Below are 16886 nucleotides of genomic sequence, written 5' to 3'. Positions count from 1 at the left end.
TACGGATATGCCCATGGCAGCAGAAAAAACCAAAGATCGACTGATCCGCTGTGCGGTAGAGGCCTTTGCGGAACACGGATACCGCGATACCACGGTGGCTGATATTTGCGAACGAGCTGAGGCAAACATTGCCGCAGTAAACTACCACTTTGGCTCCAAAGAGAAGCTCTTTCGCATGGCCATGAGGCGCGCGCTAGATTTGGTCAAAAAACACTACCCCGTGGCCCCAGCCCCAGATGAAAACTTCAGCATCGAAGAGCGACTACGCATTTTCATGAGTTCATTGATCAAGCGCCACTTTGACAAAGGCGAAGCGGGCCATTTTGCCCGTATCATGAGCCACGAAGGAACGCGTCAAGATGCCCCTCACGCAGTGATTTTTGAAGAAATCCAACAAGCCGAAGGTGATCTGCTTCATCAAATCATTACTGAAATGACCCACGCATCTGAAGTGCAAATCCAGCTAACTAAAATGAGCACCGTGGGCCTCTGCCTATTCCCACTTCACAAAGCTCGCATGCTTAAAAATGTTTTCCCAGACACCCCAAGCACTCAAGACATCGACGACATGATAGAGCAGCAATACCAATTTGCCCTAGCTGGCATCAACCAGATAGCAAGCATCGCAAAATCCAACTAGTCGCATGAGAATCCTAACCCTAACTTTAAGCTCAGCATTCATCATCTCTGGCTGCGTTACCAAACCAGACGCACTCGCACCAGCCAGCCAGCAATCAATCACAGCTGGAAAATTTGATGCCAAACAACCTCCAACACCCGAGCTGGTAGACTCACTCAGCAAGGTATTTCGCGATTCCACGCTCGATAGCATCGTCCAGCAAGCGGTGAAAAATAACCCAGACCTGCGCACCAGCCTTGCTAGGTTAGATGAGTCATCATTTAATATGACCAAGGCAAACGCGCCACTTCTCCCCAGCCTCAGCGCTAATGTGGGAGGAGCCCGACAAGACATGGGCCTTGGAACTAACAATCAACTCAATGCCACGTTAGATGCCAGCTGGGAAGTAGACATCTGGGGGAAAATCCGCTCCGGCTCACGTGCCAGCGCTGCAGATTATTACAGCACAGCCGCCAGCTACGAAGCAGCCAAACAATCCATCGCCGCTCAAACCATGCAGGCGTGGTTTGACCTCGCATCAGCTGAACAAAGCGTCGATCTAGCAACACGTCGCTATCAAAGTTTTCAAACCACCGAGAAGCTCGTCGACAACCGATTTGTTCACGGCACCGGTGGGCTCGCTGACGTCGACCTAGCAAAAACCGAAACCCTGAGCTCCAAGTCATCACTAGAAAGCCAGCGAAACCTGCGCGATCAAGCCGCTAGAAACGTACGTGTTCTCACCGGCAGCTACCCAGACGCAAGTCTCACAGCCAAAGCAAAGCTGCCCTCTCTCAGACGCAGTGTCAAAGCAGGCATTCCCTCAGACGTCATGCTCAACCGCCCAGATATTGTAGCCGCCTATCAGGCCATTGTCGCCACCGACGAGCGTGTCAATGTAGCCTATGCCGACCTCTTTCCTAGCTTCACACTAACTGCCAGCGGAGGGCAAAATAGCAACAGCCTGAGCGATCTAGCAAAATCAGGATTCAGCGTTTGGTCAGTAGCTGGAAATTTTGCCGCGCCACTGTTTGATGCTGGCCAACGACGCGCTGAGTTAGGCGCCTCCGCAGCCCGTGCTGAGCAGGCCTACTTCAGCTACCAAAGCACTGTATTATCAGCCTTTCGCGAAGTGGAAAACGCACTCGGCAGCGAACGCTACCTCGCCAGCCAGCTAAGCGCCACCGAGCAGGCACTCACCGCCGCCAAACGAGCTGAAGAAAAAACCATGCGCGAATACGAAGACGGACTGGTGGACATCCTCCAACTGCTCATCACCCAGCGCACAGTTTTCAATACCGAAGAACAAGTCATCCAACTGCGCGCAGCACGCGCAAAAAATCGTGTTTCACTAGCCCTAGCACTGGGCAAAGCCTACTAACTAACCTTTCCTACCCATGGACATTTTGAAGAAACTTTTCTCCATCCTCCTCATCCCTATCACCATTCTCGCTCTGGCTGCTTTCATCGCTAACAAAATGATAGCCAGTAAACCTGAACGAAAGAAAAAGGCCCCAAAAGAAATCGTCGCGCGCACCGAAGTCATCGAAGTGGAAGTTGGTCCCCACCCGGTCACGCTAGCTAGCTTTGGCACTGTCGCCAGCTACTACGATACCCAGCTATCTAGCCTGGTGACCGGTGAAATCATTGACGTTTCAGCTAACTTCGAAGCTGGTAAATCAGTGAACAAAGGTGAAATCCTCGTCTCGTTAAACCAAGCCGACTACACATCTGCCGTCGCTGAGCGGAAGTCAGCCATCTCCACGGCAAAAAGAGATCTAGCTGAAGAAGTCGCCCGCGGCAAACAAGCCAAACTCGATTGGTTAGCCTCAGGCAGAAAAATCGAAGACGCACCAGAATACACATTACGTATTCCCCAACAAATCGCAGCATCCGCTGAGTTAGAATCGGCTGAAGCCGCACTAGCTAGAGCTCAGCTCGACCTCGAACGCACACAGATTCGTGCGCCATTTGATGCGGTTGTTTCCGAGAGAACAGCCAGCCCAGGTAGCATTGTCACCACCGGCACCCAGCTGGGCAAACTGATTGCTCGCAATAAAGCCGAAGTGCGACTGCCTCTCACACCAGATGAAGTAAACCTCATTGACCTGCCATTTGCTTTTCGTGAACAGGCAACTAACGAGTCGATAGAAACTACCCTCACAGCGCCTTCCTACCCAGGCGTCAGCTGGAAAGCTCAGATCACCCGCACAGAAGCCAGCGTGGATGCCAACAACCGCGTCATCTACGTCGTCGCTGAAATTGATAGACCATTCGACCAACAAAACGTCCCACTGCCTATCGGCACCTTTGTCAAAGCTACCGCGCAGGCGAAAGTGATAGACAATGCCATCCTCATCCCAGAGTCATCTATCTTAGACGACAAATACGTTTGGCAGCTGGATGACAACAACCAGCTGCGCCGCCTAACCATCACCCGCATTCACGCTAACGACGATCAGATCATCGCCACAGCAGATACGGAGCAAAAGCAAATCCGCCTATCCGCCCGCCCATTAGTTAGCTTCAACAATGGTCAAAAAGTGATGCCAATCAAAAACGAAAAACCAGCAAGCCATGAAGAATAACGATCCCGAACTCAAAGGATTCACAGCATGGTTTGCCCAAAACTCAGTGGTAGCCAACATCCTGATGTTAGCTATTCTCGCATGGGGCGGATTCACATTAGCCACCGTTAGGAAGGAAGTTTTCCCTTCATTCGTTGCTGAAACAGTGACCGTTGAAGTCCCCTTCCAAGGCGGTACACCTGAAGATGTAGAAAAAGGTGTCTCTATCAAGATTGAAGAATCATTAGAGTCAGTTCAAGGCATCGACCATATTTCTAGCAAATCAACTGAGTCCGGCTCCACCGTCACCATCGACGCTCTGGAGAACTACCCACTCAAGACATTGCTAGATGATGTTAAAATCCAAGTCGACGCCATCTCCAGCTTTCCCGAACAAGCGGAAAAGCCCATCATTGCCGAGCGCAAGCGCGATCACTCAGTGATGTGGGTAGAAATTCACGGGCCAGCTGGAGAAGCCGAGCTCAAAGAAATCGCCCGCAACCTGCGCGACCAACTGCTCATGCAAGACGGCATCAGCCGCGTCGACACCTCGGGTACTCGCGACTATGAAATCTCTATCGAACCCAGCGAGGACAAACTACGAGCTTACAATCTAACCTTTGACGAAGTTGCCGACGCAGTCAGCCAGAATTCCTTTGACCTCGGCGCTGGGGTGATTCGCAGCAAACGTGGTGAAATCTCCCTGCGCACGCGCTCACAGGCATACAATACCAATGATTTCGCTACCATCCCGCTGAGGACTAACAACGATGGCACCCGCATCTACCTGCGAGATGTAGCTGACATCCGCGACGGCTTTGTCGACCAAGAGGCGCTATCACGCTTTAATGGCGATCCTACCGCAAGCCTGCAAATCATCACTGAGGGCAATGACGATATCATTGTCGCCAGCGACCAAGCCAAGGCGCTGCTAGAAGAATATCGCAAAACCGCTTCACTTCCTGAAGGTGTGCAAATCACTGCATGGAGTGACGAATCACGCACCATTAAAGGGCGCCTTAGCCTACTAGCTAACAACGGCATTCTCGGCATTTTGCTAGTTCTCGTGGTCTTGATGTTATTCCTCAACTTCCGCTTGGCCTTCTGGGTGGCTTTAGGAATTCCAATCTCCTTAGCTGGAGCTCTAGCATTATTCCCGCTGGACATGTTTGACCTCTCTCTCAACCAACTCACCTCCTTTGCCTTCATCATCGTGCTAGGTATTGTGGTCGATGACGCCATCGTCATCGGCGAGAGTGTGTACTCAGAAAAGGAAAAACAAAAAGACTGCAACAAAGGACTCGCGCCACTGCGCGGCACCGTTAGAGGAGTTAACAAAGTCATCGTGCCCGCTATCTTTGGCGTACTCACAACCATCGCAGCCTTCCTCCCTCTAACCACTGTTTCTGGCCGTATGGGTAACGTCTTTGGCACCATTGCCACAGCGGTTATCTTTTGCCTCATCTTCTCAGTGGTTGAGTCAAAGCTCATTCTACCAGCTCACCTTGCCCACATTGATGTTCATAAAAAACCAACTAACTTCATTTCCAAACTCTGGGTTAGGTTTCAGAAAAAGATCGCAGGAGGACTGGCATGGGTCATTAGAAAAATCTACCAGCCAACGCTGAGGTTCTTGATGAAGGGCCGATACATGGTCACAGCCGCATTCATAGCCGTCTTCATTCTAGTCGCCTCGCTGCTACCATCTGGCCAACTACGTTTTGTATTCTTCCCAGATATTCTGCGCGACAACATGTCAGCTAACTTAGAGTTAGAGGAAGGATTACCAGTTAGTTACTTGCACGAGCAATCCGAGGCGATCGGCAAGGCGATTCTCGAAGTCGGCGAAGATTTTGAAAAATCAACCGGTCACAACCCAGTCACCGGCGTGCAGATATCAGCTAGCTCAGATACCAAATCATCCGTTGCGGTTGAACTCTCGCCATCTGAGATGCGTACCACTGGTACTGATGAAATCGTCAATGCTTGGCGCAGTAAGGTGAAGGGCATCGCTGGCGCAAAAGGGCTAACATTCTCCGGCAAAGCAGGTCCTCCAGGTGACTCACTGGTGATCCAGCTGCGCAGTGATGATCTAGATGCGCTGCAGGTTGCCGCTAACGACCTAAAGGAAGTCATCAAAACCTACCCAGGCGTAGAAGATGTGCAGGATACTTTTTCAGCTGGAAAACCTGAAATCACTATCGACGTGACCCCTGAGGGTGAAGCTGCTGGATTTGCCCAGCGAGACCTAACAACTAACATCCGCGATGGCTTTTTTGGCCGCGAAGCTCAGCGCATTCAGCGTGGCCGCGACGAAGTTAAAGTGATGGTTCGTTACCCCATTGAAGATAGGGAAAACATCGAAACCATGCGCGACATGCGAGTGCGTTCAGCTGACGGCAGGGCCATGCCCTTTGGCCTAATTGCCTCAACGGAATACGGTGAAGGTCTAGCTGAAATCGAACGTTACGATAACCAGCGCATTGTTTCCGTGAAAGGTGAAATCGACAAAGCCGTCACCTCTGATGAAGTCATCCTCAAGCGTCTGCAAGACGAATACTTTGATGAATTCCTCAGCACTCACCCGCTGGTTAGCATCAACCTCAGTGGTGAGGCTGAACAACGTGAAAAATCCATGCGCTCCTTGCAGATTGGCTTCATCGTCTCATTGGTTCTCATTTACATTTTGTTAGCGATTCCGCTGAAAGCCTACGTCAAACCGCTAGCCATCATGAGCGTGATTCCATTTGGTATCATTGGTGCGCTGCTAGGCCACTATATCGTCGGCATCCCAGTGAGTATTCTATCCATGTTTGGTATCCTTGCTCTGAGCGGTGTGGTGGTCAATGACTCACTGGTTTTCATCCACCGCATTGACGATCTAGCAGGTGATTACGATAAGGAAGAAGACAGCATAGTGCAAGCTGGTGGCGAGCGATTCCGCGCCATCATGCTCACTTCTATCACCACCTTTGTAGGCTTAGCGCCACTCTTGCTAGAAACAGCTGTGCAAGCTCAGTTCCTCAAGCCAATGGCGGTATCGTTAGGATTTGGGGTACTGTTTGCCACCCTGATCACGCTGTACCTGCTGCCAATGCTTCTACTCATTGGCCGCGACATCCGCGTGCTCTACCAGAACTCGTGGCTCGACATCAAATCGCTGATGCAGAAAAAATCCAGCTAGAAACTAGCAAGCCGCCTGATCCTGACAAAAGGATCACGGCGGCTACCATCTTTTACTGGTTTGTCCAGTCGTCTAGCTGGCTGAGAATGTTTCTCGGTTTCCAGCCTAATGCTTGAAGTTTTTTACTGCTAACACGCTTATGGCTCCAGCCACGTTTACTCATGGTTTTGCCTTCTGGTGGTAGTGGTTTAGCAAAATGCTCAGCCAGCCCGGTGTAAAATTCCAGCTGGGTCGGTGAGTGAGCTTCACTAACATTGTAGGCATTTCCACCTTCTCCCATATCAGCCAGCAATAACATCGCCGCTGCCGCATCATCGCGGTGGATGAAATTCATGGTGCGCGCTGGCTCCATCAGTGCATCGCCCGCTAAAAATTTGCGTAAGCTAAAATTGCGCTCAGGTCCGTAAATGCCAGAAAGTCTAGCAACCATGCCTCCAGCTGATAGAATCGCCTTTTCCGCCGCTACCAATATCTGACCAGTCTCACGGCTTGGCTCAGTCGGGCATGTTTCATCTACCAGCTGACCGTCACCTTGTGCATACACCGAGGTGCTAGAGGTGAAAATAATGCGGCAGTTAGGAAAGCATGCGATGAGGTTTTTTGCCGCATCGAGGTAAGCTGATTGATAGGATTCAAGCCCGCCACCACCAGCACTGGCGCAGAGAATGATCAAATCTATCTCATCCAGCTGAGTCGATAGTTTTTTCACCGCATCTGCATTGGCTAGATCACAGGCGATACTTTGCTCACGCCCGCTGCGCGTGACCGCGATCGTTTTCCAGCCAGCTAGCTGGAATTGATTTTCCACGGCGCTGCCGAGATAACCACGACCGGCAATAAGCACGGTGCGTGTGCTAGGTTTTTCAGTATTCATGCACGCCAAGGTATTTTCTCTAGCTGGAGATGCAACTACGCATCGTGAATTTTTATACCTATCAGCTCAGCTGAGCGAGAAAGTTTCTAGCCATTTTCAGCTGCGGTTTTTTAATTCTATCAGGCATATGGGTCAGCATCTCAGCCATCGAACTGAGCTGCGGGTTGTCCATAAATTCATCGTGATAGTCGTCAATAAATGCCCAGAGCAAGGCGTCCCACAGTTGGCTCCACTTGCCGTGGGCGACGCCGAGTTGTTCTTGAATGGTGCGCGAGCTCACTAGATAGGGACGGTTCACAAATAATCCACCATCGGCGAACTGGCTGATGCCATAGACGTTAGGTACCACCACCCAGTCAAAGCCATCCACCATCATTTCCATAAACCACTTGTGTACTTCGTCAGGGTGAATGCGGCAGAGCAACATGAAACTCCCCTGCACCATCATGCGCTCCATCTGGTGACAATAGCCAGTAGCCAGCACTTTTCTAATCGATTCATCTACTGGGTCGACGCCAGTTTCAGCGGTGTAAAAACAATCCGGCATGCGCCGCTCTAACTTCCAAAAATTCCCCATCCGCTCACTGCGTCCGTGGTACAGGTACACGCCGCGCACAAACTCGCGCCAGCCGATGATTTGGCGCACAAAACTCTCCACGTAATGAACGGGAACTTTGTGCAACTTAGAAAAACGCATGAGCACGTGCAGCACTTCTTCTGGCTGCAGTAAGCCAATATTCAGCATTGGCGTTAGCACCGAGTGATAGACGATCTGCTTATTTCTGTTTTTGCTAGCTAGTTCATCGCCTCCATCTAGCAGACGTTCCTCAAAAAACTGTTTGAGCCACAACAAGGCACCGCGGCGTGAGTGTGGGTAATGAAACCCTCCATCTAGCTGGCCACGGGCGTGAGGGAATTTTTTCTCCACGTAGGCAGTGGCCTCAGCGACTTCATCGGCTTCGCTGGCACACGGCTCAGCTAGCTCCACTTCATGTGTGAGTTGTTGGGATTCGAAACTCTCATCAAAACTCCACTTGCCGCCGTATGGTTTTCCATCACGGTGCACCATCACACCGAGTCGCCGGCGCTGAGCTTTATAAAATGACGACATCTGCAAGTCATGCCCGTGTTCGAAAAATTCACTCAGCCACGGTTGTTGGCAGACAAAGTTAGGTGTCTCATAATAATGGATTTCTGATGCGGTCGACTTCCCCCAGGCTTCCAGTTCGTCTAGCAAAAAATGATCCGTTGGATCGCAACAATGCGCGACGATAGATTCTCCGTGAAATAAATCCTCCATAGTCTGGCCAAATGATTGGCCGTGACGATGCTCAAGGTAGTGGACCACAAAACCGTGTTTTTTTAGCAAGCGCTCGTAGGCTTTCATCGACGCACGATGCAGCACGAGCTTTTGTTTGTGAAAATGGCTCCCCTCTCCGTTGTATTCGCCAAAATAATGTTTTTCCTCAAGCAGATAGACCGGTCTTTGATGAGACAAAGCCGGCGAGTGGGCGTACAGTTGGTGGGGAAAAACGAGGCTAACTTCCATGGACTCAATTTACGGGGGGGATTCGTATGGACGCTCGCCAAAACGCTAGAATGTGGTGGATTTATGCCGATTTGACGAGATATAGACGACAAAGGTACTCTATATATTCCACAGCCACAACCATTCGCGCTAACAAGCGGCCCAACAATTGACTGGCTAGCCTCTTGCCAAGATCCCCACTGTATTGTTTATTATGTCTCGTGCGCGCAAAATTCACAAATTGGCGAAAGCCGCTGAGCCACCTGGGCACAGCCAGCTTGCTTGCTGCGCTGGTGTTTTTCATCGGCTGGTATGCGCTACCATTTTGCTATCCACTACCTGTCAATCTATCCCCCGCTCCAGCTAGCTCGAGCGTGATTTACGACCGCGATGGGAAAATTCTTCACCACACTCCGCGGGCAGATTTCTACCGCCACCGGCCAGTCGGGTTATTAGAAATTCCAGAGCCGCTGATTCAGGCCACGCTGGCAGCTGAAGATAAGCGATTTTTTGACCACGGCGGGTTTGATCCGCTGGCTAACTTCCGCGCCATCTACGACTCGCTAGACGCCGGACGGTTTGTCTCAGGCGCCTCTACCGTCACCCAGCAAACGGTAAAACTCACATCTCCGCGCGCACAACGCAATTTACTCACCAAAGCCCACGAAGCATTGGTGGCGCGCCGGCTAGAAATGTCTTGGCCGAAGGGAGAAATCCTAAGCTGTTATTTTAACCACCTCGACTACGGCAACCTCAGCCTCGGGCCAAAGCAAGCGGCTCGACATTATTTTGACAAATCACTCGATCAGCTCTCGCTAGCTGAATCTGCATTGCTAGCGGGCCTACCACAGGCTCCTTCTCGGCTCAACCCGCGCCGCCATCCTGAACGTGCGCTGAAACGCCGCGACTGGATTCTCGATCGCATGCAGATCGTTTACCAGATGGATGCTGAAATCATCGCGCGCGCCAAAGCCGAGCCGCTAGAGATGGTCGACTACCAGCCAGCTCACCATCCACAGCTCGCGCAGATGTTGAAAAATGAATCCGCCAGCGGGCGTGATGTTCACACTACCATCGACGCCCAGCTGCAGGAAAATGTGCAACAGATTCTGCGTGCCCAGCTCGACAAACTAGCGCCCAAAATGGTGCAACACGGCGCCGCCATTATCATCGACCACCACTCGGGAGAAATCCTCGCGCTAGTCGGTAGCGCGGACCCAAACCAACCAAATGGCGGCCAATTTAATGCCGCTCTACAAGCACGCTCGCCTGGCTCCGCGCTCAAGCCATTCACCTACCTGCTCGCCATCGACGAGCTCGGATATACGCCAGCCACTATTTTGGCTGACATCCCCACCCATTTTGCCAGCGACTTAGGCGCCGATGAGGTCGTCAATTTCAGCCGCACTCACCATGGTCCTGTCACTCTACACGCTGCGCTCGGACGCTCGCTCAATACGCCCGCTGTGCATACTCTCAACCAACTCGGTGGCCCGCAAACATTGCTCGACTGGCTAAAAAAATCCTCCATCACCACACTCAATAAACCGGCCAAACATTACGGGCTGGGACTCACACTAGGCAGCGGTGAAGTAAACCTGCTCGAGCTCAGCACCAGCTACGCCAGCCTGGCGCGCGGCGGATTATCACTGCAGCCAAGTCTGCTGAAAAATTCCAGCCAGCCAGCTAGCCAACGGCTTTGTTCAGCCAGCGCCGCCAACATGATTACCCAAACGCTGAGCAGCAAACAAGCGCGCGCCAGCCAGCTCGCCAGCGACTCACCGCTCAACTTGCCATTTGCCATCGCCGCCAAAACTGGCACCTCCACAGATTTCCGCGATCAATGGTGCCTCGCCTACAATCAACGCTACACACTCGGCGTGTGGACCGGCAACCTCGACCACAAAGCCAGCAAACAAATCACCGGCTTACAGAGTGCTGGACCAGTCATTCGCCAAATCATGCTCGCGCTCAGCCGCCGCCAAGACCTCGCATTTCTCGATACTCCAGCCGCTAGCTGGCCAGAAATTCCAGCTAGTTTTGTGCCTTGCCAAATCCACCCATACACCGGCAAGCGCATCGCAGACGATGACTCGCTAGCCACCGCCTTCCAGCTAGCTCTACCAGAAGACAAACTTCCGCCCTTCACCTCAGCTAGCGATTTTTCCGCCGATGGCAAAATCTTGCTCGCCCCTATCTACTCCGAGTGGTTAGCCAGTGCAGATGAAAATAAGCAATTTGCCATCCACGGCACCGCTGGTGATCAACAACAACGCCAGCTGAATTCATCGCTGAAAATTCTCTCACCTGCAGATCAGGCCACCTATCTGCTCGACCCTGATCTGCCATCATCAGGGCGAAAACTAACCCTTGAGACCAACTACCTAGGGGAAATCAACTGGCAATGCAAAAGCCTAACCATTGCCCAAGAACAACAAAAATACCAACTCCTACTCAGCCCCGGCACCCATCAGATCACACTCACCAACGACCGCGGTGAGCAAAAAAGAGCCACTATCAAAGTCATCCAGCAGTAAGGCGGCTCGCTGTTATTCCGCTAGACGCAAAAAAGCTACTAACCTCGCGGCTAGTAGCTCTTTTGAAGTAGTTTCCACTCCAGCTTAAGATCCTTTGAGAATCTTCTCAGCTTTAGTGATCGTCGTTTTGCTTAGCTTGTTTTTTACCCTTCTTGAGTTATCCAAAAGATTTTTGAGGTCTTTCAGAGCAGTTTCAGCTGCTTTCAAGGATTTCGCTCCACTGCCGTACTTCTTGTCTGAATAGTACTTAGTGAAGCTCGTGCCTGCGCGGCTAATATTTAGACGCCAGCCTTGGAATGCAGTAGTTTCGTATGTGAAACGAGTCAGGTTCTTTTTCGATTTCATATTTTTTATTAGGGGTATGAGCGCATGCCCAGTGGGTTGAACAACGAGCTTATGAAGCAGATCATCTTCCCCGCTTCTAACTCCAACTCATTGACTTACGAAGAAACTAACACAGAAACTAACAATGGTAACTTGTTTTTATCATTCTTGCAGTAGCAAAATGTAAAACACTTGCATTAAAATCAAACAGAAACCCAACAAATAAAACTGTGTTTAACCTACTTATTATTAACAAAATAAACAAACACGACTAATTAACCGCTCAATATAACGATTTCCCAACAAGCATTAGTTAACGAGATTGTTGGTAGAAACAATAGATTTTCACATCAGCTAGTATTCAGCATTTATATTCTAGCGAAATCAACAGTCACAAACAATTTTCCATCTAGTAAATGGTCCAGCCCATCACATTCAGCTGAAATCATTTTCAAAATCAGCTAGATTTACCGGTAAAAAAGTTCACCTGAGCGAAAAAGATATCGGTATCATTCACAATTTTTGTCAAATCGACGGCAAATCAGTTCGCTAGGTTAGATAATTATCCACCCCCATTTCCACTCCATCGCTAGGTACAATGGCAGCGCTCTGCTGCATGAGTAGGCGCATCCATCCTTGCTTTTCCTCAATCTTCCTGTATTTGAGTGCTTATCAATGCGCGCGCGAAAGAACCACTTTTGCGCCATCGTCTATATTTAGAGATTCTGTCACCATGTTTAATGCACTTTCTGAAAGCCTCGACAATACCTTCCGCAACCTGCGTGGCGTAGGGAAAATTTCTGAGAAAAACATCACCGACGCACTGCGCGAAGTGCGACTCTCGCTCTTAGAAGCTGATGTTGAATTCTCCGTAGCCAAGGCCTTCATCGCCACCGTCAAGGAACAGGCGATGGGTGAAAAGGTGATGAAATCCATCAAACCTGGCGAGCAGATTGTTAAAATCTTCAACGACGAGCTGACCAAACTGCTCGGTGGTGACCAAGCGCCCATGGATCTCAATCCTCCAGCGCACATCCTCATCTGTGGTCTCAACGGTGCTGGTAAAACTACTACCTCAGCCAAACTCGCGCTGCGCCTGAAAAAAGACGGTCGCCGCCCACTTCTCATTGCCTGTGACCTTTACCGTCCAGCAGCCATCGACCAGCTGAAAACGCTAGCCGAGCAAGTAGAAGTGCCATGTTTTGCCCCTGAAGCTGGCGAGACTGACGTTCTCAAAGTAGCCAAACAAGCACTCAGCTGGGCCAAAGAGCAAAACGGTACCGTTTTGATCTTCGATACCGCTGGCCGCCAAGAAGTAGACGAAACGCTCATCGAAGAGCTCAAGCAGCTCAACAAACTCATCGAGCCAAAAGAAACTCTGCTGGTAGCTGACTCAGCCACGGGTCAACAAGCCGTTTCTGTTGCCCAGTCATTCGACGCCGCAGTTGGCCTCACTGGTATCGTTCTTACCAAACTTGACGGTGACGCCCGCGGTGGTGCCGCTCTGTCAATGCGTGCCGTCACTGGCAAGCCGATCAAATACATCGGTGAAGGTGAGAAAATGGACCAATTTACCGAATTCTATCCAGACCGTATGGCCAGCCGCATCCTCGGCATGGGCGATATCGTCAGCATGGTAGAACATGCCGCTGATAAGATCGACGAAGAATCCGTCATGAAGTCAGCCAAGCGCATGCAGGATGGCAAATTCGACTTCAATGATTTCCTCGACCAAATGAAGATGCTCAACAAACTGGGACCGCTTGACGGACTCATGGGCATGCTTCCTGGATTCAATAAAATCAAAAAGCAAATCCCAGCTGGCGCACTCGATCCTAAGCGTATGAAGCGCATGGAAGCCATCGTGCTCTCCATGACTCCTACCGAGCGCTCACGCCCAGAGCTCATCAAAGGCAGACGCCGTAAGCGCATTGCTGAAGGATCTGGCAATACCGTCATTCAGGTAAACCAGTTCCTCAAACAATTTGGCCAAATGCGCAAAATGATGAAGTCCAAAGGAAAAATGCGCGACATGATGAAACAACTCGGCGGCATGGACGACATGGGTGGACTCGGCGGCCTAGGTGGCGGCGGTGGAAAACTCCCAGGTGGTCTCGGCGGATTACTCGGCGGAAAAGGCGGCGGCAAACTGCCATTTTAACCACTTCAAAGCAAACTATTCACACGCTTCAGCCAGCTCGTTTCAATAATTCTAAAGAAACTTTGCGAATTGATTCATTTTTCGCTTGGCAAATCGCCAATCTTCGTCCAACTTCCCGCCCCGTCTCAATAGACACAACATTTTTACGTTATGGTATCACTTCGACTCAACCGCCAAGGTTCTAAAGACCGTCCTTACTACAAGATCGTTGCTGTAGACAGCCGCGCACGTCGCGACGGCCGTTACATCGAGCAGCTCGGCACTTACAACCCAATGGTTGAAGGTGTGAACTGGACCATCGACCTTGAAAAAACTGACAAGTGGATCGGCAACGGCGCTCAGCCATCCGACACTGTTGGTGACATCATCAAGAAGGCTCGTCGTCAAGCTCTCGAAGCTTAAGCGACCCGATCTTCATCGATTCAAAAAATTTCCAAAGGCCACCTCATTTTATGAGGCGGCCTTTTTTTGTCTTTAATTCCAGCTGCTTGATTTCTAGCTTTAATAAATGAAATCCTCCGCAGCCCTGCAGAAAAACTGCCGTCTAGCCATGCTGCTAGCTGTGCTGGCGGTATGCACATCTATCGCTGATCCATCGCTGTGAAAAAGAACTTCTTCCCATCCCCCCTGCCAGCTGGCCTGCCCAGCACAGGAGGTGAACCCATGCAGGTGAGAATCCAGCTGGATCAACTCTACCGACAACACGACGCGCGCTGGGCATCCTGTCAGCTAGCTGGCACAGAAGAAACCATAGCCTCTCACGGCTGCACTGTGTGTGCCACCGCCATGGCTCTCAGCGCCAATGGCTATGCATTAAACCCAGCTCAGCTAAATACCCAGCTGATAGAAAATGACGGCTTCACCAAATCAGCCCTGCTCATATGGAAAGCCATTTCCACCATCTCTAATGGCAATCTCTCCGTAACCGTCGATGATGCTCCCAGCCACCAGCTCATCGACCAAGAACTCAAACGCGGCAATCCAGTCATCGCCAAAGTCTTCTATCAGAAGAGAATTTTCCACTGGGTGCTCATCACCGGCAAACAAGGAAATGACTACCTCATCCACGATCCTCTCGGCATCGGCACCCCACACGATTCCATGCACGAATACCCAGACGGCATCTACGCAGTGAGGTATCTAACCAGGAGAAACTAACAGCCATAATCAACCGCTAGTTAATAATCTTGAATTTCAGCTAGCTAGCCGCAATCAATGGCCATGCCTGACGCCTATACCTACTGGATCACCCTCGCCTGTGCCGCCCTCTGTATCGGCATTTCCAAGGCTGGATTTTCTGGCGTCTCTTTGATTTCCGTCTTCTTGTTAGCCAATCTCGTTGGCGCCCGTGAATCAGTTGGTCTGGCGCTCCCGCTGCTCATCGCCGCCGACCTCATGGTCTATCCGGCATTCCGCAAATACTCATCGTGGAAAAACGTCTGGAAACTAACATGGCCAGCACTCATCGGCATGGCCGCCGCCTATCTCATCCTGCAGCGCGCAGACAACGACACCATGCGTGTGCTCATTGGTATCATCATCTTGCTCATGGTTGTCCTCCAGCTCGCTAGAAAACTCAGCCCAGTACACATGGACGAGCTAGCCATGTCGCGCAGCTTCGGCACCTTTGCCGCCATCTCAGGAGGCCTAGCCACCGTGTTAGCCAATGCAGCTGGCCCCGTCATGCAGCTCTACCTGCTATCCCGCAAAATGCCCAAGATGGAGTTGATAGGCACAGGTGCTAGATTTTTCCTGTTCATCAACCTGCTCAAACTGCCACTTAATAGCCAGCTGGATTTGATTAGCCAACAAACGCTAACGGCCAACCTATACGTTCTTCCATTCATCGCCGTGGGCGTCTTTGGCGGTAAAGCCCTACTTCACAAAGTACCGCAATCGCTGTTCGAAAAACTCATCATCGCCTTTGCCCTCTTTGCTGGCCTGCGCATGTGCTTCTACTAAGCCGTGCGGATTTCGTACTGCGCATAACAATTAGGCTCGAAATTTAGCCAACATGCTCATATATAGGGACCACTGCTATGCCCACATCACCCTATCAACACCTGCTAGGTAAGCCAGTCATAGCCTGCCTGAGCATCTATACAGCCCTCACGAGCTCTTTATCAGCCGACACGCTGATTATGAAAAATGGTGATCGCATCACTGGTGAAACCTTGAAAAAAGAGGCCAATACCTTGCGGTTTAAAACCAGCTACGCGGGCACGATTCAAGTGAATTGGGCTGACGTCGCCAATCTAGAAATGGACGAAGTACAACGCATTCAGCTTTATGATGAATCTCTAGTGAACGCTAAGGTTCTAGCTGACCCCGATGCCAAACCACCAATAAAGACCTCCCTCCCAAAAACCAACAAATCTACCATCAAGCTAGAAGATGTTAGTAAAATCAAGCCGACCGATTTCGACCTGCACCAAAAAGGACTATTCAAAGGCCGACTCGGTCTAGCTGTGAAAACTGAAACCGGCAACTCAGATAAACGTGAGGTCGATTTCGACTACACACTCAGCTACAAATTTGCCAATCACGAGATCGCATCATCAGGACAGGCTGAGTACGATCAGAAATCAGGTGCCAATACCAAACAAGACTGGCTTATAAACGTGAATTATAAAAATTATTTCGCTGAACCATGGTACCTTGCATATGACTACGCCGCCAAACAAGAAAAGTTTGACGGCCTTAACCTACGCCAATGGACAGGTCCATCAATTGGTTACCAGTTCTTTAATGGCTCACCGGTGAAGCTAGAATCTGCCCTTGGACTATTCCTCGTCTCAGAAGATTTTGTTGAATACCCAGATAAATTTTTCGTTGGGCCAACGTGGTCACTCGACTACGAACACGAACTTTGGAAGGACCGTATCAGCTTCTATCACCGCCACTATATCATCATCGGCGGGGAAACGAGTGGTCGTGTACTCTGGCACTCGTGGACTGGCCTACGCATGCCTTTGGTATGGAAAATCGTCGCTAGTACCGAATACCAAATCGACTACGACAGCCAACGCACCCTAGAAAATGAGACGACCGATACAACATTTCGCCTCAAACTAGGCTACGAATGGTAATCA

General features: G+C 50.6%; 13 protein-coding genes. 10 read left to right on the top strand and 3 right to left on the bottom strand.

Annotated features, from left to right (window positions below):
* Positions 1-13 precede the first annotated feature (13 nt).
* Genes JIN82_RS11495 through JIN82_RS11480 form a run of 4 tightly spaced genes read left to right on the top strand, consistent with a single transcriptional unit; the run spans position 14 to position 6370 of the window.
* Positions 14-640, top strand: coding sequence for a TetR/AcrR family transcriptional regulator (locus tag JIN82_RS11495; protein ID WP_200311795.1), 627 nt, complete (start codon positions 14-16; stop codon positions 638-640).
* A gap of 4 nt (positions 641-644) precedes the next feature.
* Complete coding sequence (locus tag JIN82_RS11490; RefSeq protein ID WP_200311794.1) at positions 645-2000, top strand: efflux transporter outer membrane subunit; 1356 nt, start codon at positions 645-647, stop codon at positions 1998-2000.
* 16 nt (positions 2001-2016) lie between these two features.
* Complete coding sequence (locus JIN82_RS11485) at positions 2017-3207, top strand: efflux RND transporter periplasmic adaptor subunit (protein WP_200311793.1); 1191 nt, start codon at positions 2017-2019, stop codon at positions 3205-3207.
* Positions 3197-6370: an efflux RND transporter permease subunit gene (locus JIN82_RS11480; RefSeq protein WP_200311792.1), complete on the top strand. Its 3174-nt coding sequence runs from the start codon at positions 3197-3199 to the stop codon at positions 6368-6370. The genes JIN82_RS11485 and JIN82_RS11480 overlap by 11 nt, the downstream gene beginning before the upstream one ends.
* 52 nt (positions 6371-6422) lie before the next feature.
* Here the strand turns inward: JIN82_RS11480 and JIN82_RS11475 are convergent, their stop codons facing one another.
* Both JIN82_RS11475 and JIN82_RS11470 read right to left on the bottom strand, forming a co-directional pair.
* The gene (locus JIN82_RS11475) at positions 6423-7244 is read right to left on the bottom strand and encodes an NAD-dependent epimerase/dehydratase family protein (protein WP_200311791.1); all 822 of its coding nucleotides are present in this window, start codon (positions 7242-7244) and stop codon (positions 6423-6425) included.
* 61 nt (positions 7245-7305) lie between these two features.
* The gene (locus tag JIN82_RS11470) at positions 7306-8793 is read right to left on the bottom strand and encodes a cryptochrome/photolyase family protein (RefSeq protein WP_234041953.1); all 1488 of its coding nucleotides are present in this window, start codon (positions 8791-8793) and stop codon (positions 7306-7308) included.
* A gap of 353 nt (positions 8794-9146) precedes the next feature.
* Between JIN82_RS11470 and pbpC the strand changes: the two genes are divergently transcribed.
* Complete coding sequence (gene pbpC, locus JIN82_RS11465) at positions 9147-11309, top strand: penicillin-binding protein 1C (protein WP_200311789.1); 2163 nt, start codon at positions 9147-9149, stop codon at positions 11307-11309.
* An 84-nt stretch (positions 11310-11393) separates the two neighbouring features.
* Here pbpC and JIN82_RS11460 read toward each other — a convergent pair whose 3' ends face one another.
* The gene (locus tag JIN82_RS11460) at positions 11394-11654 is read right to left on the bottom strand and encodes a hypothetical protein (protein ID WP_200311788.1); all 261 of its coding nucleotides are present in this window, start codon (positions 11652-11654) and stop codon (positions 11394-11396) included.
* A gap of 712 nt (positions 11655-12366) precedes the next feature.
* Between JIN82_RS11460 and ffh the strand changes: the two genes are divergently transcribed.
* The 5 genes from ffh (at position 12367) to JIN82_RS11435 (ending at position 16883) form a co-directional block, all read left to right on the top strand.
* The gene (gene ffh / locus JIN82_RS11455) at positions 12367-13794 is read left to right on the top strand and encodes a signal recognition particle protein (protein WP_200311787.1); all 1428 of its coding nucleotides are present in this window, start codon (positions 12367-12369) and stop codon (positions 13792-13794) included.
* Between the two features lie 150 nt (positions 13795-13944).
* Complete coding sequence (rpsP, locus tag JIN82_RS11450) at positions 13945-14196, top strand: 30S ribosomal protein S16 (protein WP_200311786.1); 252 nt, start codon at positions 13945-13947, stop codon at positions 14194-14196.
* A gap of 198 nt (positions 14197-14394) precedes the next feature.
* Positions 14395-14952, top strand: coding sequence for a C39 family peptidase (locus tag JIN82_RS11445; RefSeq protein WP_200311785.1), 558 nt, complete (start codon positions 14395-14397; stop codon positions 14950-14952).
* Between the two features lie 63 nt (positions 14953-15015).
* Positions 15016-15756 (top strand): sulfite exporter TauE/SafE family protein, encoded by a 741-nt coding sequence (locus tag JIN82_RS11440; protein ID WP_200311784.1) that lies wholly within the window; start codon positions 15016-15018, stop codon positions 15754-15756.
* A gap of 77 nt (positions 15757-15833) precedes the next feature.
* Positions 15834-16883 carry a DUF481 domain-containing protein gene (locus tag JIN82_RS11435; RefSeq protein ID WP_200311783.1) on the top strand — a complete coding sequence of 350 codons (1050 nt, stop codon included), beginning with the start codon at positions 15834-15836 and terminating at the stop codon, positions 16881-16883.
* Positions 16884-16886 lie beyond the last annotated feature (3 nt).

Source organism: Persicirhabdus sediminis (genome assembly GCF_016595495.1).
In the GTDB taxonomy this organism is placed as follows: Bacteria; Verrucomicrobiota; Verrucomicrobiia; order Verrucomicrobiales; family Akkermansiaceae; genus Persicirhabdus; species Persicirhabdus sediminis.
The sequence above is the reverse complement of the archived record's forward strand: the minus strand, read 5'-3'. Positions and strand labels throughout refer to the sequence as shown.